We start from the raw sequence: 20,810 nt of genomic DNA, 5'->3' as shown, positions 1-20,810 counted from the left end.
CGACCGGCTGAGTTCGATGCCGCCCGCTGGCCCACCCCTCTCTGCACGCCATGTCCGATGCCATGACCGGTCCGAACTCATCGGGCCCGTTCATCCGCTTGCCGCAGGCCGAACTCGCCTATCCCCTTCGCGCATCCACCTACGCTGAGCCAAGCTCGCCGGCCTCTCCACTCATCAATTCCGCTCAGGCAGCCTCGCTGACCCCGGCCCGCTGATTCAACTTCGCTGACTGCGGCACGCTTATTCAGCCGCGCCGACTCCGGCCCGCTCATTCAACTCCGCTGAGCCGAGCCCACCGATGCAGCCGGACGCTGAGCGGATGGTCCGACCCGGCATCGCGCACCGGATGGCGCTCGCCGCGGTGGGGTCGATCCCGCTCCTGAGCCGCTGCAGCAGGAGCGGCATGGCTGCTGCCCGCCGCACCCCGGCACCGGCGCCCAGCGCATCAAGCCCCGCCGCGTCCGGCGGCCTTTCCCATTCCCGCACCCCGTATTCCACCGCGCCGCATCGCAGCCTTTCACACCCTCCGCGGGTGCTCGCCTTGACACACCACCCCTACGGCGAAGACCATACGGCCGCGCGGAGGGGCCTGTCGGTGCCCCCGCCTGCCGCGATCGATCCGCCCCATGCACCCCCCGATCGTGCCCCAGCGACCCTCGTTCACGGGCGCGGTCTCCATGGGGTCGCCGGATCAATCTCGCGGTCTAGGTAGGTCAATATGCCTCAGCGCACCAATCCGGACCTTAGAAGGAGATTGAATGTCGGATCAGAGTTCGAAAGCGGCCGCCTCGATCGAGGACATCGACTATGAGGTAGGCCAAGACAATATCGAGGCCAAAGTCGGTCCCATCGGGTTTGATATTCACAACCCCGTCTTCGTGATCGCCGCGATCGCCGTCATCCTCTTCGTGGCGATCACCGTCCTCATGCCCGAGCAGGCCACCACGGCCTTCAACGGCATCCGCACATGGCTGACGTCCAACTTCTCTTGGTTCTTCATCCTGGCCGGCAACATTTTCGTGCTGTTCGGCCTCGCCATCGTGGTCTCACCGCTCGGCAATGTGCGCCTCGGCGGGCCGGACGCCACACCCGACTACGGCTACATGGGCTGGTTCGCGATGCTGTTCGCCGCCGGCATGGGCATCGGCCTCATGTTCTACGGCGTGTCCGAACCGCTCTCCCACTTCAGCGCGTCCGTCGCCGAAGGGGCGGGATCGCCGGACAGTTGGGCGCCGGTGGGCGGCGCGGCGGGCGACCCGCAGGCGGCCGCCGAACTTGGCCTCTCCGCCGCCATCTACCACTGGGCGCTGCACCCCTGGGGCATCTACGCGGTTGTGGCCCTGGCGCTCGCCTTCTTCTCGTACAACCGCGGCATGCCGCTCGCCATCCGCACCGCCTTCTACCCGCTCTTCGGCGACCGCGTGTGGGGCTGGACCGGCCATGTGATCGACATCATCGCCGTCTTCGCCACGCTGTTCGGCCTCGCCACTTCGCTCGGCATCGGCGCGGAGCAGGCGGTCGCGGGCTTCGACTTCCTGTTCGGCACCGGCAGCGCGGAAGAGGGCACCCGCAGCGTCTTCGGCTTCTCGACCGGCGACGGCACGGGCGGCGAAACGCTGAAGATCATCTTCATCTGCATCATCACCGCGATGGCCACGGCGTCGGTCGTCACCGGGCTCGACAAGGGCGTGAAGCTCCTGTCCGAGGCGAACCTCATCCTCGCCACGCTGCTTCTCGCCTTCGTCTTCTTCGTCGGCCCCACGGGCGAGATCGTCTCCACCCTCGGCTCGTCGCTGGCGGGCTACATCACCCACATGCCTGAGCTCGCCAACCCGTTCGGCCGCGAGGACACCAACTTCGCCGAGGGTTGGACCTCGTTCTACTGGGCGTGGTGGATCTCCTGGTCGCCCTTCGTCGGCATGTTCATCGCCCGCGTGTCGCGCGGCCGCACGGTGCGCGAGTTCATCGTCTGCGTGCTTCTCATCCCCTCGCTCGTCTGCGCGATCTGGATGGGCGTCTTCGGCGGCACCGCGATCCACCAGGTGATCATCGACGGCTTCAGCGGCGCGGCGGATGCCGACCTGCCGGTGCAGCTCTTCGAGATGCTGTCCCAGCTTCCGCTGGCGTCCATCACCTCGCTCATCGGCATCGTCCTGGTGATCGTCTTCTTCGTCACCTCGTCGGACTCCGGCTCGCTGGTGATCGACACGATCACCGCCGGCGGCAAGACCGACGCCCCCGTGCCGCAGCGCGTCTTCTGGTGCGTGTTCGAGGGGCTGGTGGCGATCGTGCTGATGGCCGGCGGCGGCCTCGCGGCGCTGCAGGCGATGGCGGTGGCCACCGGCTTCCCGTTCGCCATCCTGCTCCTCCTCATGTGCGTGTCGATCTTTGTCGCACTGCGCCACGAGTGGAAGACGCAGCGTTGACAGCGGGCCGCTAGAACTGTGTGAGATGGTCCGCGGCGGCAGGATGGCCGCCGCGGGCGCCGTGGTCGAGGCGGGCGCCCCGTTGAGGCGGGCGCCGCCCGCCTCGCCGACCGCGAGAGGGGGCCGCCATGCCGTCGATGGGATCCTTTGACGACTATCTCGAGGCGCTCGGCCAGCGCGAGTCCGGCGGCGATTACGGCCTCGTTTCCAGCCTCGGCTATCTCGGCAAGTACCAGTTCAGCGAGGGCGCCCTGGCCGAGATCGGCTACTATGCCGGCGACCCCACCCCGCAGAACGATTTCGCCGGCGCCTTCACCGGCCGCGACGGCATCCGCTCCGCCGCCGACTTCCTCGCCAGGCCCGAGGTGCAGGAGAGCGCGGCCCGCGAATATCACGACTGGAATTGGCGCACGCTGACCCAGTACGGCTTCGACATCTATGCCGGGCAAACGCTGAACGGCCAGGCGCTGACCCTGTCCGGCATCCTCGGCGCCACATGGCTCGTCGGCTTCGAGGGGATGAGCCGCTATCTCTCCTCCGGCGGCTTCGACGCGGCGGACGACCCCTTCGGCACGCCCATGGGAGAATATATCGCCCTCTTCAATGGCTACGACACGCCCTATGCGACCAGCCTGGACGGCGACAACCGGATCGAGGGCGGCGCGGGGGCGGATGTTCTGACCGGCTTCGGCGGCGACGATACGATCAGCGGCGGCGCCGGCGAGGACGGCGCCCGCTACCGCTTCGACCGGGCCGATTATGGGATCACCCTCACCGGCGACGTGGTGACCGTCACCCACGACGGGGCGGACGGCACCGACACCCTCCTCGATATCGAGTATCTGGAGTTCGCCGACGGGGTCGTCGCGGTGGATCGGCTCGTGCAGGGAATCAACCCTGTGCCCAGCGGTCCCGCACCGTCGCCGGACCCTGCACCTTCGCCGGGCCCTCAACCCCAGCCCGTTCCCGCACCGGTTCCGGTCGGCGGCGGCACGGGCGGCGGTTCCGGCGGTGGACGGCCCGGCGGGGTCGGCGCGGGCACACCGCTGGCGGAGCGGATCATCGGAACGTCCGGCGGCGAAGTCATCGAGGCAGGCAACGGGGACGACACCGTTCGCGCCCGCGGCGGCGACGATCATGTCCGCGGCGGCGACGGTGACGACGTGCTGATGGGTGCCGCCGGAGCCGACACGCTGAACGGCGGCGAGGGCGAGGACCGTGTGTTCGGCGGTCAGGGCGGAGATCGCATCGTCGGCGCCTGGGGCGAGGACCTCTTGCGCGGTCAGGGCGGCGGAGACACGCTCTATGGCGGCGCCGGCAACGACCGCATCGTCGGCGACGCGGGCGATGACCTCCTGTTCGGCGGGGCCGGGGCCGACCGCTTCGTCTTCCGCGACGGCGACGACACGATCGGCGATTTCACACCCGGCGTCGACACCGTCGTCTCCGCCCGCGCTATCGTCGCCATCGGCAGCAACGGCGCGGGCGATGCTGTGGTCGAGACGAGCTTCGGCACCATCACGCTGGAGGATATCGCGCCGGACGAGCTTCTCCCGGGCGATCTCATCGCGTGACCCCGGCACATGACCCGCCGCCGCCTGATCCGCACGGCCTGACCCGCGATCCGCGCCGCCTGTCCCGGTCGCGGTAGAGCGGCGCGTCGGCCGAGCCATAGGTCGCGGCTCTATGGTGCCGCCCGCGCCTTGGGTCTAGAGCGGATGGATGGCTTCTCATCCTCACGCGGCTGACACACCCGCACCGGCGGCCGCGACGGCGGCGGGCTGGTTCGGGCGCGGTGTCCTCAACGTCTTCTCGCTGCCGGCCCTGGTGCTGTTCTCGGCGCAGGTCGGCTTCGCCGCGCTAGCGCGTGAGGCGGGCTTCACCGTCGGCGAGACCATGGCGATCGCCCTCTTCGTCTATGCGCTGCCGGCGCAGGTGGTCTTCATCGGCTTCCTCGCGGCGGGGCAGAGCCTGCCGGCCATCGCGCTCGCCGTGGCGCTGTCCTCGGTGCGCTTCCTGCCGATGGTGCTCGCCTGGGCGCCGGTCGTGCGGCCCGAGCGCGGCGGGCGCATCGGCATGCTGTTCGCCTCGTGGTTCGTGGCCGTCACCTCCTGGGTGTTCGCCATGTCCCATCTGCCGAACTATCCGCGGGCGGCGCGGCTGCCGTTCTTCGTCGGGTTCGGGATGGGCCTCGCGGTCGTCAGCACCGCGGTCGTCGGCATCAGTCACGTCTTGCTGGAGCGATTGCCGCCGCTGGTGTCCGGCGGCCTCGTCATGTTGACGCCGATCTACTTCATCTGTGCACTTTGGGGCGCCTCGCGCGGGGATGCGGACCGGTTGGCGTTGATGCTCGGCCTCTTCGCCGGGCCGGCCGCCGCGGCGCTGGTGCCGGGGGTGGACCTCCTCGCGGCCGGGCTTGTGGCGGGGACGGCGGCATACATCATAGGCCGCGTCCTCAAAGCGCGGCGGGCGGCCGGGGAGGCGGCGCAATGACGGAGCCTTTCCCCTCCCTCGATCCCTGGGGCACCTACCTCGCCATCCTCGTCGCCGCGGCGCTGCCGACGCAGGTGTGGCGATGGATCGGCGTCGTCCTCGCCGGGCGGATGGCCGAAACGTCCGAGATCTTCGTCTGGGTCAAGGCGGTGGCGACGGCGCTGGTGGCAGCGGTGGTCGCGCAGCTCATCCTGAACCCCGGCGGCGCGGTGGCCGATACGCCGCTGCTGCTGCGCATCGGCGCCATCGCCGCGGGGTTCGCGGTCTACCTCGCCTCCGGCAAGACGCTGGCCTTCGGGATCCTCACCACGGAGGCCCTTCTCATCGGCGGCTGGTTGGCCCTCGGCTGACGGACCCCGGGCACAGTCACCGTGCGACGGCAAGCCGGGCCGGGCGTCGTCCGGCGTCGTCCGTGTGGGCCGCTCAAGCCAGCGCGGCGCGCAGTTTGGCGGCGGCGGCGGCCACCTCCTCCTTCGGCGCGATCTCGCCCGAATGCGGCTTCAGCGGCACGCCCTCGTGGCGCGGCAACACATGCACGTGCGTGTGGAACACCATCTGCCCGCCCGCGCTCTCGTTGAACTGCTGAATGGTGATCCCGTCCGCCGCGAACGCCTCCTTGGCGGCGCGGGCGACCTTCTGCACCGTCGCCATCACCGCGGCCAGCGCGTCCGGCTCGATGTCCAGCATGTTGCGCGAGGGCGCCTTGGGCAGCACCAGAGCATGGCCCGTCGCGCGCGGCATGATGTCCATGATCACGCGGGTGTTCTCGTCCTCGTACACGGTCTCGGACGGCAGCTCGTCCCGCAGGATCTTGGCGAAGATGTTGTCGGGATCGTAGGCGGGCATTGTTGGCTCTCCGGGTCGGATGTCTCAGCCCCGTCTTAGCGCCCCAGGAGCCGCGCGGCGAGGCCCGCACGCCGCGGCGCCGCAGCGCCCAGCCGCGCCACCGTGCGCGCCATCGCCTCCGAATAGAAGCCGATGTCGGGCGCCAGCGCCGTGGCCAACACCCGCCGCTCCTCCGCCGAGGCGAACGGCTTGTCGCGGTTGGTGTTGGAGGCGCCCGGCGCGTCGGCCAGCCCCTCCCGCGCGATCAGGTCCACGAACATCTCGCTGATGCCGACGAAGCCGTAGTCGGCCAGCGGAAACACCTCGGCATAATGGGACTGGAAGGCGGCGATGCGCGCCCGCGCGGCGAAGGTCGCGAGGTCCTCCCCCGCGGCGATCGCCTCGCCGAACGCATTGTCGCTGAACGCCGCGCGCTTCTTCACGAAGTGATAGTGGCTGATCGTCCGCTCGATCGGCTCGCGCAGCCACACCCAATAACGCGACGGGTCGTCCACCACCCCGGCGAGGCGGCGCACGGTGAAATGGCCGTGCAGGATGCGCACCCCGGCGCGCTCCAGATCGCGGATCATTTCGGAGTCGAAGTCGCGCGGGTGGCGGCGGGCGAGCGGGTGGGTGCGGCTGTCGTCGGCGCCATAGTGCACCGCGAAGGCGCGGCCATAGCGCGCCTTCAGCGCCGCGTGGAAGCGTGAACCCGCGGTTTTGGGGATGTGGACCGAGAGGATGAGGCGGTCGCTGCGCCGCACCTGATCGACCAGCCGTTCGTGCATGGGGAGTCCCTCGGGGTCAGCGGCCGCGGCGGCCGAGCCGGCGCATGGCCAGCTCCATGGCGAGACCGTAGCGCGCGCAGTCGGCGGTCATCGCCGCGGCCACCGCCTCGCGCTCGGCGAGGCTCGCCAGCGGCTTCTCGCGGTTGATGTTGCCGCGGTGGCGGCTCGTCTTCAGGCCCACCATGGGCAGCATGTCGCCCATCAGCTCGGTGACGCCGAGGAAGCCGATGCGCTCCAGCGGCAGCGCGCCGAGATAGCGCGACTGGTGGTTGGCGATGCGCTCCATCGTCACGAACTCGGCGAGCGTCGGCTCGGCCGCGTCGAACGCGGCGCGCAGCTTCGGGTCGCCGCCGCGCCCGGCGCGCACGAAATGGTAGAGCGAGATCGCGGTCTCCACCGGCTCGCGCATCACGGTCCAGTAGCGGGCGGGGTCCGGCACCGCCTTCAGCATCACGTCGGCGCTGAGGTGACCGTGCAGGATGGAGACGCCGGACGCGGCCAGCTCGTCGAGCCGCTCGGCCGTGAGTTGGCGCGGCGGCACGCGCAGCAGCGGGTGCGTCTTCGGGTTGGCCTTGCCGTAGTAGAAGGCGAGGCGCTTGCCGTAGCGGCGCCGCAGCGTCTCGCCGAAGCGCGAACCCGCCGTTTTCGGTATGTGAAGGGAGATGATCAGCGGACCCTTACGGGTCACCCGCGCGGGGGTCCACTCGTCCGCGCCGCGGCTCTTGCCGGTCATTCGGTGCCGCCCGTCATTCTCTCCCGCCCGTCATGCCGTCCCGTCCGTTTCCGCGCGGATCATTCACTATGGCGGTTGCCGTCGCGGCGGAAGGGGAGGGCGGCGTTCATGTACTCCTGATGCGCCGCCACCTCGGCCCGCTCACCCTCCAGGTAGCGGGCGATCGCATCGCGCAGGCCCGGATGGTCGATATAGTGGGCCGAGACCGTCTGCGTCGGTTCGTAGCCGCGGGCGAGCTTGTGGCCGCCTTGGGCGCCGGCCTCCACGCGGGCGAGCTTATGGGCGATGGCGAAGTCGATCGCCTGATAATAGCAGACCTCGAAATGCAGGAAGGGGTGGTCCTCGGTGCAGCCCCAGTAGCGGCCATAGAGCGCGTCCGAGCCGATGAGGTTGAGCGCGCCGGCGATCGGCCGCCCCTCGCGCTCGGCGATCATGAGGCAGACGCAGTGGCGCATCCTCTCGCCCAGCAGCGAAAAGAAGGTGCGGTTGAGGTAGGGACGGCCCCATTTGCGCGAGCCGGTGTCCATGTAGAACTGGTAGAACGCGTCCCAGTGGTCCTCGGTGATGTCGTCGCCGGTCAGCCAGCGCACGGTGATGCCGTCCGCCAATGCGTCCCGCCGCTCGCGCTTCACCTGCTTGCGCTTGCGGCTCGCCAGCGCGGCGAGGAAATCGTCCGGCGTGGCGTAACCGTCGTTGGTGAAGTGGAACTGGGTGTCGGTGCGCATGAGGTAGCCCTCCGCCTCGAACGCGGCGCGGTCGGCCGGGCTGAGGAAGGTGGCGTGGACGGACGAGGCGTCGCTCTGCTCGGCCAGCGCCTTCAGCGCCTGGGCGACGAGGAGCCGCGCCTCGTCCGGCCCGTCGCCGACCAGAAGGCGCGGCCCGTTGGCGGGGGTGAAGGGCACCGACACCTGGAGCTTCGGGTAATATTGCCCGCCCGCCCGCTCGAAGGCGTCGGCCCAGCCATAATCGAAGACGTATTCGCCCTTGGAGTGGGTCTTGAGATAGGCGGGGGCGGCGCCGAGCAAGGCGCCCTCCGCGCCCTTGATGACGAGGTGGCGCTGATACCAGCCGGAGCGCCCGCCGACGCAGCCGGCATCCTCCAGCGCGCGCAGGAAATCGTAGGCGACGAACGGGTTGAACGCCTGATCGCCCGGCTGACCGCCGGGACCCGCCCCCGCGGCGCGCGACAATCGTCCGCCCTCGCCGAGCACCCAGCCCGGATTGGCGAGCGCATCCCACTCGTCCCTGTCGATGGTGGAGAGGCTGCCGGTGGCCTCGACGGTCATGGTTGGCATGACGATGCTCCCCCTACGCTGACCACGGCACGCAGGGCGCGCCACGGCTTAAGGAACAGGAATTTGGCCGCCGCGTCGAGACGACAAGGCGCGGCCACCAGCGATGCATCGGCGCACCGCCTCGTCCCCCGATGCCGGGCGGCACCGGCCCTATCGCGCCGCAGGACGCGGCACCGTGTGGCGAGAGGGCGGCCGCAGAACGCGGCACCCGCGATCAGGGCCGGAAGTCCTCGAAGATGATCTGGTCCACGTAGGGCTCGATCCGCTTCGCCTCCGCCGCAGAGCGCACGGTCCACGACAGAACGGGACGGCCGCGGCGCCGCTGCAGCGCCGGACCCGGATGCGGCAGCGCCACCGCGTAGTAGCTCACGAAGTCCGGCTTGGTGCGCGGCGTGTGCAGCATCATGTCCCGCCCGAAGCGGGAGATGAGCGAGCCGTGCTCCTCGCCGCCCGCCAGGATGCCGAGCGGCGTGTCCTTCAGCGCCGGGCGCAGGAGGGCAAGAAGGTCCGGGTCGAAGGTCATCAGCGCCACGGCGCCGCTGTAGCCGGCCAGGGCGCGGGTGATGACGCTCGCCATCGCCACCTTTGCGGTGGGATCGGCGGGCGACTTCAGCTCGATGAAGAGCGGCGCCCGGCCGGATGTCAGCGCCAGGAGGTCGGTCACCGAGGACAGCGTCTCGTCCGACCCGCGGATGCGGATGCGCCGCAGATCGTCGAGCGGATAGTCGGAGATGCGCCCAGTGCCGTCGGTCGTGCGGTCCAGCGTCGCGTCGTGGTTGATGACGAGGCCGGCGTCGGCGGTGAGCTGCAGATCCACCTCGACCGCGAATCCGGCCTCGATCGCCGCTTCCACGGCGCCCAGCGTGTTTTCGACGAGCCCGTCCCCATGCAGCCCGCGGTGGGCGATGGGGGTGCGGGTCAGCCAGTCCGGGAGGATGCCGGTTATGACACGACCTCGAAGATCGCCTCGACCTCGACCGCGACGCCGAAGGGCAGGTTGGCGACGCCGACAGCGGCACGCGCATGCTTACCCTTGTCTCCGAACACCTTGACCATCAGGTCGGACGCGCCGTTGATGACCTTCGGGTGATCGCCGAAGCCGGGCGCGGAGTTGACGAAGCCGTTCAGCTTCACGACGCGGCTCACCTTGTCGAGATCGCCGATGGCGGCCTTGAGCTGGGCGAGGATCATGAGGGCGCAGCGCTCGGCGGCGGCCTGGCCTTCTTCGACGCCCATGTTCTCGCCGCAGCGGCCGATGATCATGGCGCCGTCCGCATCGACGGAGATCTGGCCGGAGACGAAGACGAGGTTGCCCGTCTGCACGGTCGGCACGTAGGACCCGGCGGGGGCACCCGCGGTCGGCAGGGCCAGCTCCATGTCCGCAAGCTTGCGTTCGACTTGGCTCATCGGTCTTCCTCGCAATTCATCGCTTCGTTTCGTCTAGAGGCGGGCCCTCTCCTGTGCAAGGCGTCTCCTGTGCAGACGGGGGCGCGCAGGTCGTGGCCCACATGGGTGGGCGGCCGCGCTTGACCCTTGGCGGGGGGCGTGTGAAGGGCGAAGCGTCCCTCGCGCGCCACGGAGCCGAACATGCCATCCTTCGCCTGCAGGTCCGGCTCCGGTGGGGCTCTTGGTGCGGCGCATTCTGCGGGCTGGCTCGTGACGCTGCTCGCCCCGCTCCTTGCCATCGGCGCGGCGCCGGCCTCGGCCGCTGCGCCCGACCACCCGCTGGCACCGCACCGCGCCGTCTACGATCTGTCGGTGTCGCGCGTCGAAGCCTCGGTGTCGATCCTCTCCATCACCGGCACCTTGGTCTACGAGATCGAGGGTTCGTGGTGCGACGGCTACACGGTCACGACCACGTTCCAGATCGTTACCGTCGACCGGGAGGGGCAGAGCACGCGCACCGGCCTGCGCGCTTCCACGTTCGAGACGCTCTCCCCGCCCGAATTCAGCTTCCTCAACCAGACCGTCACCGATACGGCGGACGAGCTGCTGGTTCAGGGCCAGGCCACCGGCACCCCCGCCGGCACCGTGGTGGAGCTCGAGAAGCCGGTCGGCGCGCACCTCGAGCTTCCGCGCGCCGTCTTCCCCTCGCAGCATGCCCATCTGCTGCTTGATGCCGGAGCGGAGGGCGAGCGGGTGCTGGAAGCGCCGATGTTCGACGGCGGCGGGGCCGCAGACGAGGTGTTCGACACGACGACGGTGATCGGACCCGGCACGACCGGCCTCCCCGGCGCGACCGACCGCGAGACGCGCGCGTTCGGCTCGCTTCCGGGCGCTGCCGACATGCCGTCCTACGCAGTTTCGATCTCGTATTTCCGCCAGGATGCGCAGGCGGGTGAGCCGCTGCCGGAGCAGGTGATCGGCTTCCGTCTGCTCGGCAACGGCGTCGTCTACGCGGCGAGCTTCGACTACGGCCAGTATGCGCTCGGCGGCCGGCTTACCGAGCTGCGCGTCGATCCCGTTCCGGAGTGCCCTGCAGAATAGACCGCGGCGCACCCTCGGCGTTGAGGTTCGCGGCGCACGTGGCGGCCGGTTTCGGCACGGGCGTCAGCGCGGGGACGAGGTCGGCGAGCTTTCGCGGCGGGCGCACCGGGATGCCGCGGGTCAACGTCTTGCGCCCCTCGATCGCGAGGAGGCCGGCGAACCGCGGCACGACGCTGCGGCCGATCCGCTCCCACGCGCGCGCCGAGCCCAGCACCATGCGCATGCGGCTCGGCGGCACGTAGAGGCAGCGCCTGACGTCGACCGGGTCGAGCCAGCACTCGTCCATCAGCCGGGCGAGCTGGGCGCGGCTGAACGGGCGGCCGAGACCCATGGGCGTCGAATCGGCCCGTGCCCAGGCCCCCGCCCGGTACGGAACGACCGCCAGAACCCGGCCGGACGGCACCAGCACGCGCCACGCCTCGCGCAGCACCTCGGCCGGGTCCTTCGTCGCCTCCAGCAGGTGGACGATGAGGAGCCGGTCGACGCTGTTGTGCGGCAGCGGCAGGTGCTGCTCGTAGGCGAGGGTGGTGAGATTGGGGCCCTCGGGCGGCCAATGGAGGACCCCCTCGGCCGCCGGCATCACAGCCAGAACGCGCTCCGCCTCGCCGAGAAAGGGGCGCAGGAAAGGCGTCGCATGGCCGAGCCCGACGATCCGGTCACCCCTCACGTCGGGCCACACCGACCGCACCTCGGCGGCCAGAATCTGCCGCGCGATCCGCCCCAGAGGCGACAGATAGAATGCACTCAACTGCGTGACGTCGAGGTGCATGGACAAGTCCTCAATTGAAGGCCAGCAATAGCACGCGGGTCGATCCAAGCTCAATTCCGGCGCCGCGGTGGACGTTCCGCCCCCGCTGGGCCATTCTCACGCCAACGAAAATGAGGAGATCTCATGGCGGACGTGCGGCTGATCCCGTGCCTGTCGGACAACTACGCGGTTCTGGTCCACAAGGACGGGGAGACCATCCTGGTGGACGCCCCCGAGGCCGCGCCGATCAAGGCTGCGCTCGACGAGACGGGGTGGACGCTCACCACCATCCTCGTCACACACCACCACTCTGACCACGTTCAGGCGATCGGCGAGGTGAAGGGGAGCGCCACCGTGATCGGCCCGGCGGCCGAGGCGGACCGCATCAAGGGGCTCGACCGCACGATCAAGGATGGCGAGACCTTCACCCTCGGCCCGATCAGCGTGACGGCGATCGCGACGCCCGGACACACCTCCGGCCCGCTGAGCTATCACCTGCCGCAGGAGGGCATCGCCTTCACGGCCGACACGCTGTTCGCCATGGGCTGCGGGCGCCTGTTCGAGGGGGACGCCGCCACCATGTGGGCCTCCCTGAAGGCGCTGCGGACGGCGCTGCCGGACGAGACCGCGATCTATTGCGGCCACGAATATACCCTCACCAACGCCCGCTATGCAGCCGAAACGCTGCCGGATGACGCGGCCATCGCCGAGCGGTTGGCGGTGGTGCGTGCCGCGCGCGACCGGCTGGAGCCGACCGTGCCGACGACCATGGCCGCCGAAAAGGCGACCAACCCCTTCATGCGGGCCGACGACCCCGCTGTCGCGCTGGCGCTCGGCATGGAGGGGGCGGACCCCGTCGACGTGTTCGCGCGGCTGCGCAAGGGACGGGACGGCTTCTCGTGAGCGCCCGGCAGGACACAGCGCGCTCCGCGAGCGCCGCGCCATGAGCGCGAAGGCCATCATCGCCGCTCTGGGGATGCAGCCGCATCCCGAAGGCGGCTATTTCGTCGAGACCTTTCGCGATGCGGCGGACGGTGGGCGCGGCCATTCCACGGCGATCTACTATCTGCTCGAGGCGGGCGACTGCTCGGCCTGGCACCGGGTCAACGACGCGGCCGAGGTCTGGCACTACTATGCCGGCGCGCCTCTCGCCTTGACGCTGTCGCCCAACGGTCACGACGCGGTCGCCCACCGGCTGGGCCCCGACATCGCCGCAGGAGAGCGCCCGCAGGTGGTGGTTCCGGCCGGCCATTGGCAGACCGCCGAATCCCTGGGCGCCTACACGCTGGTCGGCTGCACGGTGGCACCCGGCTTCGTCTTCGAAGGGTTCGAGATGGCCCCGCCCGACTGGCGGCCGACGCCGCGCCCGGCGAAGGGCTGACACGGGGCGGGGCAACTCCCGCCGTCGCCCGCCCGCCCGCCGTCGCCTGGCTGCCGGACGCTTAGGCGCGCGGACGCTTTGCCGCAGCGGGCGCGGGCGCCAACCCGCACACAGCCGGAACGCCAGAGACGGCGCCCGCTTAGCGCTCTCGCCGGATCGCGGCATTGTATGACGATCCGGTTTAATATCGCCGAATGACGGGAGCGGCCGTTGAACCGCCTCCCCGGCGTTCCCACACCTAGCGAACGACTGGTCGCACCCAAGGAACGTTCATGACACTTGCCCTCTCGATCATCGGTGGGCTCGTCGGCCTCTTCATAGGCGGCGAATTGCTGGTGCGCGGCTCGAGCTCGCTCGCCGTGCGCTTCGGAATATCTCCTCTCGTCGTCGGCGTGGTCATCGTCGGCTTAGGCACATCCGCGCCCGAACTCGTCACCTGTATTCGCGCCGCCCTCGCCGGTGCGCCAGGCATCGCCGTCGGCAACATCGTCGGCTCAAACATCGCCAATATCCTGCTGATCTTGGGCGCGGCCGCGTTGATGCGGCCCTTCGTGACCTCGCGCTCGGCCGTCCTGCGCGACGGGTCGATCGTCATCGCCACGGCGGCCGCCTTCATGCTGGTCGCCTTCACGGGCGAGTTCACGCGGATCGCCGGAACGCTGTTCGTCCTTGCTCTGGTCGGCTACATCGTCTTCACCGTGCGACAGGACCGTCAGGCCTCCGCTGCGGCGGATACGCCCGAGGTGCCGTGCGCCTCTCTGCCTTTGTCGCTCCTGTTCGTCGCGATCGGCCTCGGCGGCGTGATCATCGGCGCGGACCTCCTGGTGTCCGGCTCGGTGGAGCTCGCCTCGCGCTACGGCGTGTCGGAGGAGGTGATCGGCCTCACCATGGTCGCTGTCGGCACATCGCTTCCCGAGCTCGCCACCTCGGTGATCGCCGCGCTGAAGAAGCAGTCCGAGATCGCGCTCGGCAACGTTCTCGGCTCCAACATCTACAACGCCATCGGCATCACCGGCGTGACGGCGCTCGTCCATCCCGTGCCGGTGTCGCCCACCATGCAGTTCTTCGACATCCCGGTGATGGTGGCGGTGTCCGTTCTTCTCGTCATCGTCGTGGCGACGGGGCAGCGGGTGACGCGCTGGGAAGGGGCGGTCCTGGTCGCGCTCTATGCCGGCTACGTGGCGTTCCAGGCGGCGACGGGATCGGTGGCCTGACCCAGTCTTTCGCCCGATCGGGCCTCCGGCCGTGCGGCTGTGGGGTGCGGACGAGAAGGCCCGGCGCGAATGTGCCGGGCTCCCGCCTCGCCCCTGAAGGTCAGGCCATGTACTGGCCGCCGTTGATCGACATCGTGGCGCCGGTGATGAAGCCGGCATCGTCGGAGGCGAGATAGGCGCACAGGGCGCCGATCTCCTCGGCCTTGCCCAGGCGGCCGACCGGAATGCCGCCGATGATCGCCTCCAGCACCTTCGGCGGCACCGCGGCCACCATGTCGGTGTCGATGTAGCCGGGGGCGACCACGTTGGCGGTGATGCCCTTCTTGGCGTTCTCCTGGGCCAGCGCCTTGGTGAAGCCGATCACGCCCGCCTTCGCGGCGGAGTAGTTGGCCTGCCCCATCTGCCCTTTCTGGCCGTTGATCGACGAGATGGAAATGATCCGACCGAAGCCGCGGTCGCGCATGCCGTTGATGACCGGCCGGGTGACGCAGAACATCGAGTTGAGGTTGGTGTCGATCACCGCCTTCCACTGGTCGAACGTCATGCGGTGGAAGGTGCCGTCACGGGTGATGCCGGCATTGTTGATCACGATGTCGATCGGGCCGACGCTGGACTCGATCTCGGCGATCTTCGCCTCGCAGGCCGCCGCGTCGCCGACATCGAACTTCGCGACGTCGATCCCGGTCTCTTCTTTGAAGGCGTTGGCCTTTTCATCGTTGCCGCCATAGTTGGCGACGACGGTGTGACCGGCGGCCTTGAGCGATTTCGTGATTGCGGCGCCGATGCCGCGGGTCCCGCCCGTCACGAGTGCAACGCGAGCCATAATATCCTCCCAGTGGAACGTCCGCTTCGCGGATCTGTTTGTGCTAAATTCATCGCCAAGAACAATGAGCTGCGTCAATGTTCTGATGTGCTTAAAAGCAGAGCTATCTTTGGACGTTTCTAGAAAGTGCTTTGAGAAGAGGCACCTGAAGGGCGATAGGATTTTCGAGCTGCGGCAAATGTCCTACCTCAGGTAGCTCCGTGAAGTCGGCATTCGGGATGCGCGAATGCAAGGCACGGCCGCGCGAGAGCGGGATCCAAGGATCTTTCGCGCCCCAGATGATCGAGGTCGGCGCGCGGATATCGCCGAAAAGCGGTTCAACTTCGGCAGTATACTTCTCGTCCGCCTGGGCGAACTGGCGGTAGAAGCTGATGCGGCCGGCTTCGGTGAGCCACGGTGCGGCCAGCGCGTCGAGGTCGGACTGCGGCAGCGGGGTGGCCAGAGCGCCATCAATGTAAGCGCGTACGACGGCCCCGTGGATGTGCGGCGGCAGGCCGGTGAAGGCGTCGACATGACGCCCGACATGGGAAAAGAAGTCCGACCCCCAGGGCCGCATGGCCACCACGTTCATCAGCACGTAGCGCGAGAAATTGCAGCCATGCAACAAATGGGCACGCAATGTGATCGCGCCGCCGAAGTCGTGCGCGACGACGGAAGGCGCGCTCAGCCCCCAGTGGCCGAGCATCTCGGCAAAGACTTCGCCCTGCACGTCGAGCGAGGTGCGCTGGTCGGGGCGCATTTCGGAGCGGCCGAAGCCGGGCATGTCGTAGAAGTATAAGGTGAAGTGTTCTTCGAGCGCCGGAATGATGCGGTGCCACGAGAAGGACGACCACGGCCAGCCGTGGGCGAGGACCAGAGGCGGGCCCTCGCCGGTGCGGCCCGCCGCGACCGCGCCTGCGCGCGTCGCGACGGTTTCGGTCAGCGCCCAGGCGATGACACGGCCCCGGTCAGATCGCTTCGACGCACAGGGCAACGCCCATGCCGCCGCCGATGCACAGGGTGGCGAGGCCCTTCTTGGCGCCGCGCTTCTGCATCTCGAACAGCAGCGTCGTCAGGACGCGGTTGCCGGACGCGCCGATCGGGTGGCCGATGGCGATGGCGCCGCCGTTGACGTTCACGATGTCATCGGACCAGCCCATGTCCTTGTTGACCGCGCAGGCCTGCGCGGCGAACGCCTCGTTGGCTTCCACGAGGTCGAGGTCGCCGACCGACCAGCCCGCCTTCTCCAGCGCCTTCTTGGAGGCGGGGATCGGCCCGGTCCCCATCACCTTGGGGTCGACGCCAGCGGTCGCCCAGGAGGCGATGCGCACCATCGGCGTGATGCCGCGCTTCATCGCTTCGGCCTCGGTCATCAGCACCATGGCGGAGGCGCCGTCGTTGATGCCGGAGGCGTTGCCGGCGGTGACGGTGCCGTCCTTGGCGAAGGCCGGGCGCAGCTTGGTCATCGCGTCGATCGTGGCGCCGTGGCGGATGTACTCGTCGGCGTCGACGATGGTGTCACCCTTGCGGCCCTTCACGGTGACGGGGACGATCTCGTCCTTGAATTTGCCGGCCTTCTGGGCGGCTTCGGCCTTGTTCTGGGAGGCGACGGCGAACTCGTCCTGTGCTTCGCGGGTGATCTGCCACTCGCGCGCGACGTTCTCGGCCGTGCCGCCCATGTGGTAGCCGTTGAAGGCGTCCCACAGGCCGTCTTTGATCATCGTGTCGATGAAGCTCATGTCGCCCATCTTGTGGCCGGCGCGAAGGTGCGCGGCGTGGGGCGAAAGCGTCATGTTCTCCTGACCGCCGGCGACGATAATGTCGGCGTCGCCGGTGAGGATCTGCTGCATGCCGATTGCGACCGAGCGCAGGCCCGAGCCGCAGACCTGGTTCATGGTCCAGGCGGTCTTTTCCTTCGGGATGCCGGCGCCCATGGCGGCCTGGCGGGCGGGGTTCATGCCGCAGGTGGCGGTGAGGACCTGGCCGAGAATAACCTCGTCGACGTCGTCGGGCGAGACGCCTGCGCGTTCGAGCGCGGCTTTGATGGCGGTGGCGCCGAGCTCGGCGGCCGGAACGGTGGCGAACGACCCGTTGAAGGCGCCAACGGGGGTGCGGGCGGCGCTGGCGATGACGATGCTGTCGGCCATAACGGTCTCCTCTTCCTGTGCCGCGACAGCGTGGCGCGGCAATCATTTTCAATTATACAGGCACACACATACCTGCATTTGAGCAGTGTCAACCGGGACGTTTAACGGCGCCGCGTTCGCAATTGCAGCAATTTCTCTGGTGCGGCGCCGCGTTTACCCTTAAGTTGCCAACCAGACACGGTTTTTCTTGGAGTGTGTGATGCGTACCTACGGTGCGGCGCCTGGCGTTCGCCGGCACACCCCCCATCGTCACGAGGATGCGATGACAGCCGAAAAGACTTCGACGGTCATCAAAAAGTATGCCAACCGGCGTCTCTATCACACCGGGACCAGCGCCTATGTGACGCTGGACGATCTCGCCGAAATGGTGCGCTCGGGTGAAGAGTTCGTGGTTCAGGATGCCAAGACGGGCGAAGACATCACCCGCGGTGTCCTGGGGCAGATCATCTTCGATGCCGAAAGCAAAGGGGGCGGCCTGTTGCCGATTGCCTTCCTGCGGCAGCTGATTACCTTCTACGACGGGCGGATGCAGACCATCGTCCCGACCTATCTGGAGCATTCGCTCGCCTCCTTCGCACGCGAGCAGGAGCGGCTGCGCCAGCAATGGATCGACGCGGCCGGCGAAAAGGCCTTCTCCGTGATCGAGGATCAGGTGCGGCGCAATATGGACATGTTTCAGCGCTCCATGCGCATGTTCATGCCCTTCGCCGCGTCCGAGCCGCCGAGCCCGCCTCAACCGGCGCCGCCGCCGGCCGGCGTCCAGCCCCAGGCCCAGCAGGGGGGCGACAATCTCGCGCAGGACGTCGCCGCACTGCGGGCCGAGCTCGCCACGCTGCAGGCGCGCATGGAAACGCTGTCCCACAGCGAGCGTGAGGCCATCAAAGCCGCAGACCCGGCCGCCGACGATCCCGCCGATGGCAACGCCGCGGCAACCGATACCGTCCCCGCGGTGAGGTCCGCCGAGTAGGCCGGCCCGTCCGAAACGCTCCTTCGCGTCTCGTGCCCCCTCGTTGGCGCGCCTTCTCGCTCTGCGCGCTTCGCGCCCGTCCGGCGCGCGGCTCACCCCGTCGCGAGGTCGGCACGCCGCGGCAGATCCGCCCCGCGGCGGGTGCAGGTCAGCGCCGCGGCCTTCACCGCAAAGGCCAACACATCGCGCGCCTCCGCCGCGGCGAGGGACGATAAACCCGCGGCGGTCAGCATCCCCCGTTCCGCCAGGCCCGCCATGAGCGCGGCGAGGAAGCTGTCGCCCGCCCCCACCGTGTCCACCACGCTCACCTTCGGCGCGCTCACGTCGACGGTGCCGGCCGCCGACCACCACCGCGCCCCGCGCGGCCCATCGGTGACAATCACCGCGGTCGCCCCGTCCCTGAGCCATGCCGCGGGCTGCGCCTCGGGCGCGTCCGCATAGACCGTCTCGAGATCCTCCCGCGACAGCTTGACGAGATCCGCGAACGCCGCGAACTCGCCGATCCTGCGCCGCCACACCGCCGGGTCCGGCTCCACGGCCAGCCGGACATTGGGGTCCAGCACCACCACCGGGGCGGGGGAGGCGGCCTTCGCGCGGCGGGCCAGCTCCAAGAAGGAGTCGCCCGTCGGTCGCGTCAGCAGCGAGAAGCAGCCGAAGACCAGCGCATCGACCCCGCCGAGCGACGGCAGGTCGGCCAGCTCGACCTGCCGATCCGCCGCGCCCTCGCCGTAGAAGGTGTAGGCGGCGGACCCATCCGGCCCCGGCATCACCATGGCGAGGGTTGTGGGGGCAGCGGTGCGCTTCAGGTACCGCGTTTCGACCCCCTCCGCCTCCAGAAAAGCGGTCAGCTGCGCGCCGAACACGTCGGTGGAGACGCCGGTGAGTTGCGCCACCGGAACGCCGAGACGCGCCAGACCCGCTGCGACGTTGAGCGCCGAGCCGCCGATGCGCGCGTCGAGCGAGAAGCCGCCACCCGCCGGCCGGTCCTCGCTCACGCCCGTCCGCCGGTCGGCAAACACGTCGTAGAGCATCTCGCCACAGACCAGAACGCTCATCCTCGCCTCCAAAAGCTTCCGCGACATCGGCCGAACGGCTTGCTTGCCGCGCTCTTTTCTTCGACGTTAGCGCAAATGCAACCGCCCCGCAGGCGAAGGACGAGGATGACGCGTCGCCAGTTGACCTTTGCCGCCATTGCGATCGTCGCCATTCTGATCGGCGGCGCGCTGGCGCTGTGGGAAACGCAGGTGGATGGCCCGCACCCGGTGCGCTTCACCGCGGGCGTCGCGGGCGGCACCTACTCGGCGTTCGGCGAAGTGCTCGCCCGCACCGTCGCAGGCGACGGTGTGACCGCGATCGAGACGATGGTGTCCAACGGCGCCACCCAGAACGCGCTGCGCATCCAGAACGGCGAGGCGGACTTCGGCCTCATCCAGGGCGACACGGCGGTCGGCAGCAACGTCACCATCATGGCGCGCCTCTTCCCCGAGGCCTTCCACCTCGTCGCGCGCGAGGGGGCAGGGATCGACTCCGTCCACGATCTCGCCGGAAAGCGGGTCGGCCTGCTGCCGCAGGGTGCCGGATCGAACGACCTCTTCGACCGGCTGCTCGCACACTACGAAGTGCCTCCGTCCAGTCTGACGATCGTCCACGCCACGCTGGCCGACCTCGCGGTGATGATCGGCGACGGGGACATCGATGCATTCTTCATGGTGGTTGCCCTCGGCAATTCGACCATTCAGGGCATTATCAAGGCAACGCCGACGCAGCTCGTGCCGATCGAGCAGGCCGAGGCGCTGGCGCTGTTCGACCCCGCGCTGGAGGCCAAGGAGGTGCCCGTCGGCGCCTATTCGGGCGACCGTCCCGTCCCCAACCGGCCGATCCCCATCATCTCCGTGCGCAGCCTGATGGCGGTGGGGCGCGATGTTCCGGAGGCGACCGTCGAGGCCGTCACCCGCGCCCTGTTCGAGAAGCGCCAGGCGATGGTGCGCCAATTGCCCCAGGCCGCCTTCATCACCGCGCCGACGTCCGAGGAGCGCCTCGCCTTCGGCGTCCATCCCGGCGCCGACCGCTACTATCGTCAGGACGATCCCATCTTCGTGGTGGAATATGCCGAGCCGCTGGCGCTCGGCGTCACCGCGCTGGCGCTTATGCTCTCGGGGCTGTGGCAGGCGCGCATCTGGCTGGCGGGCGCGCGCAAGAACCGCGCGGACCACTACAACCTCGAAATCGTCGACATCGTCGCGCGCATCGAGGCGGCCACCCGCGACCAGGACTTCGACGAGATCCGCCTCGACCTCTTTGCACTTTTCGAACGCGTGATCGTCGACCTTGATCTCGATCGCATCGAAGAGAAGTCGCTTCTGTCATTCTCCTTCGCATGGCAGGCCGCAGCATCCACGCTCAATCATCGCCAATTGCTCAACCGGACCGGGGATGGCCGCGGATCTGCGCCATCCTCCGGCCGCACCCCGATGCGAGACGGCACGCGCTGACTATTGCGGCGA

General features: G+C 69.0%; 21 protein-coding genes. 10 read left to right on the top strand and 11 right to left on the bottom strand.

Annotation, left to right across the window (positions count from 1 at the left end; translation table 11 throughout):
* Positions 1-758 precede the first annotated feature (758 nt).
* The 4 genes from BIX52_RS06180 to BIX52_RS06165 all read left to right on the top strand — a co-directional run bounded on the left by BIX52_RS06180 (position 759) and on the right by BIX52_RS06165 (position 5,269).
* Complete coding sequence (locus BIX52_RS06180; protein ID WP_075220013.1) at positions 759-2,426, top strand: BCCT family transporter; 1,668 nt, start codon at positions 759-761, stop codon at positions 2,424-2,426.
* Between the two features lie 128 nt (positions 2,427-2,554).
* Positions 2,555-4,000: a calcium-binding protein gene (locus BIX52_RS06175; protein ID WP_075220012.1), complete on the top strand. Its 1,446-nt coding sequence runs from the start codon at positions 2,555-2,557 to the stop codon at positions 3,998-4,000.
* 148 nt (positions 4,001-4,148) lie between these two features.
* A complete protein-coding gene (locus tag BIX52_RS06170) occupies positions 4,149-4,919 on the top strand; it encodes an AzlC family ABC transporter permease (protein WP_075220011.1) in 771 nt (256 codons plus the stop codon).
* Positions 4,916-5,269 (top strand): AzlD domain-containing protein, encoded by a 354-nt coding sequence (locus BIX52_RS06165; protein ID WP_075220010.1) that lies wholly within the window; start codon positions 4,916-4,918, stop codon positions 5,267-5,269. The genes BIX52_RS06170 and BIX52_RS06165 overlap by 4 nt, the downstream gene beginning before the upstream one ends.
* Before the next feature lie 73 nt (positions 5,270-5,342).
* Here BIX52_RS06165 and BIX52_RS06160 read toward each other — a convergent pair whose 3' ends face one another.
* From BIX52_RS06160 to BIX52_RS06135, 6 genes are all read right to left on the bottom strand, one after another.
* Positions 5,343-5,765 carry an HIT family protein gene (locus BIX52_RS06160; protein WP_075220009.1) on the bottom strand — a complete coding sequence of 141 codons (423 nt, stop codon included), beginning with the start codon at positions 5,763-5,765 and terminating at the stop codon, positions 5,343-5,345.
* A 35-nt stretch (positions 5,766-5,800) separates the two neighbouring features.
* The gene (locus tag BIX52_RS06155; protein WP_075220008.1) at positions 5,801-6,532 is read right to left on the bottom strand and encodes a sulfotransferase family protein; all 732 of its coding nucleotides are present in this window, start codon (positions 6,530-6,532) and stop codon (positions 5,801-5,803) included.
* A 16-nt stretch (positions 6,533-6,548) separates the two neighbouring features.
* Positions 6,549-7,265, bottom strand: a complete 717-nt coding sequence (locus BIX52_RS06150) for a sulfotransferase family protein (protein ID WP_075220007.1) — start codon at positions 7,263-7,265, stop codon at positions 6,549-6,551.
* A 59-nt stretch (positions 7,266-7,324) separates the two neighbouring features.
* The gene (locus BIX52_RS06145) at positions 7,325-8,560 is read right to left on the bottom strand and encodes a GNAT family N-acetyltransferase (RefSeq protein ID WP_075220006.1); all 1,236 of its coding nucleotides are present in this window, start codon (positions 8,558-8,560) and stop codon (positions 7,325-7,327) included.
* Between the two features lie 214 nt (positions 8,561-8,774).
* Positions 8,775-9,452, bottom strand: coding sequence for a glycerophosphodiester phosphodiesterase family protein (locus BIX52_RS06140; RefSeq protein ID WP_281249184.1), 678 nt, complete (start codon positions 9,450-9,452; stop codon positions 8,775-8,777).
* 50 nt (positions 9,453-9,502) lie between these two features.
* On the bottom strand, positions 9,503-9,967 hold the full coding sequence (locus BIX52_RS06135) for a RidA family protein (protein ID WP_075220004.1): 465 nt from the start codon (positions 9,965-9,967) through the stop codon (positions 9,503-9,505).
* Positions 9,968-10,147: 180 nt separating this feature from the next.
* On the opposite strand from BIX52_RS06135, the gene BIX52_RS06130 reads away from it, so the two are divergent.
* Entirely contained in the window at positions 10,148-11,047 is a 900-nt protein-coding gene (locus BIX52_RS06130) for an EipB family protein (RefSeq protein ID WP_075220003.1), read from the top strand.
* Here BIX52_RS06130 and BIX52_RS06125 read toward each other — a convergent pair.
* Entirely contained in the window at positions 11,001-11,816 is an 816-nt protein-coding gene (locus BIX52_RS06125; protein ID WP_075220002.1) for a class I SAM-dependent methyltransferase, read from the bottom strand. The genes BIX52_RS06130 and BIX52_RS06125 overlap by 47 nt on opposite strands.
* Positions 11,817-11,939: 123 nt before the next feature.
* On the opposite strand from BIX52_RS06125, the gene gloB reads away from it, so the two are divergent.
* From gloB to BIX52_RS06110, 3 genes are all read left to right on the top strand, one after another.
* Positions 11,940-12,698: a hydroxyacylglutathione hydrolase gene (gloB, locus tag BIX52_RS06120; RefSeq protein WP_075220001.1), complete on the top strand. Its 759-nt coding sequence runs from the start codon at positions 11,940-11,942 to the stop codon at positions 12,696-12,698.
* Between the two features lie 40 nt (positions 12,699-12,738).
* Positions 12,739-13,176, top strand: a complete 438-nt coding sequence (locus BIX52_RS06115; protein ID WP_075220000.1) for a cupin domain-containing protein — start codon at positions 12,739-12,741, stop codon at positions 13,174-13,176.
* Between the two features lie 272 nt (positions 13,177-13,448).
* On the top strand, positions 13,449-14,390 hold the full coding sequence (locus tag BIX52_RS06110) for a calcium/sodium antiporter (RefSeq protein WP_075219999.1): 942 nt from the start codon (positions 13,449-13,451) through the stop codon (positions 14,388-14,390).
* A gap of 100 nt (positions 14,391-14,490) precedes the next feature.
* Here the strand turns inward: BIX52_RS06110 and phbB are convergent, their stop codons facing one another.
* The 3 genes from phbB to BIX52_RS06095 all read right to left on the bottom strand — a co-directional run bounded on the left by phbB (position 14,491) and on the right by BIX52_RS06095 (position 17,339).
* The gene (gene phbB, locus BIX52_RS06105) at positions 14,491-15,213 is read right to left on the bottom strand and encodes an acetoacetyl-CoA reductase (RefSeq protein ID WP_075219998.1); all 723 of its coding nucleotides are present in this window, start codon (positions 15,211-15,213) and stop codon (positions 14,491-14,493) included.
* Positions 15,214-15,316: 103 nt separating this feature from the next.
* The gene (locus BIX52_RS06100) at positions 15,317-16,186 is read right to left on the bottom strand and encodes an alpha/beta fold hydrolase (RefSeq protein ID WP_245803119.1); all 870 of its coding nucleotides are present in this window, start codon (positions 16,184-16,186) and stop codon (positions 15,317-15,319) included.
* Positions 16,161-17,339 carry an acetyl-CoA C-acetyltransferase gene (locus BIX52_RS06095; RefSeq protein ID WP_075219997.1) on the bottom strand — a complete coding sequence of 393 codons (1,179 nt, stop codon included), beginning with the start codon at positions 17,337-17,339 and terminating at the stop codon, positions 16,161-16,163. Before BIX52_RS06095 ends, BIX52_RS06100 begins: the two co-directional genes overlap by 26 nt.
* A 262-nt stretch (positions 17,340-17,601) precedes the next feature.
* Between BIX52_RS06095 and phaR the strand changes: the two genes are divergently transcribed.
* The gene (phaR, locus tag BIX52_RS06090; protein ID WP_075219996.1) at positions 17,602-18,306 is read left to right on the top strand and encodes a polyhydroxyalkanoate synthesis repressor PhaR; all 705 of its coding nucleotides are present in this window, start codon (positions 17,602-17,604) and stop codon (positions 18,304-18,306) included.
* A gap of 92 nt (positions 18,307-18,398) precedes the next feature.
* On the opposite strand, the gene BIX52_RS06085 is transcribed toward phaR, so the two are convergent.
* Positions 18,399-19,361: a carbohydrate kinase family protein gene (locus tag BIX52_RS06085; protein ID WP_075220218.1), complete on the bottom strand. Its 963-nt coding sequence runs from the start codon at positions 19,359-19,361 to the stop codon at positions 18,399-18,401.
* Between the two features lie 105 nt (positions 19,362-19,466).
* On the opposite strand from BIX52_RS06085, the gene BIX52_RS06080 reads away from it, so the two are divergent.
* Positions 19,467-20,798: a TAXI family TRAP transporter solute-binding subunit gene (locus tag BIX52_RS06080; protein ID WP_075219995.1), complete on the top strand. Its 1,332-nt coding sequence runs from the start codon at positions 19,467-19,469 to the stop codon at positions 20,796-20,798.
* Positions 20,799-20,810 lie beyond the last annotated feature (12 nt).

The organism is Acuticoccus yangtzensis (assembly GCF_001927245.1).
Lineage (GTDB): Bacteria > Pseudomonadota > Alphaproteobacteria > Rhizobiales > Amorphaceae > Acuticoccus > Acuticoccus yangtzensis.
The sequence above is the reverse complement of the archived record's forward strand: the minus strand, read 5'-3'. Positions and strand labels throughout refer to the sequence as shown.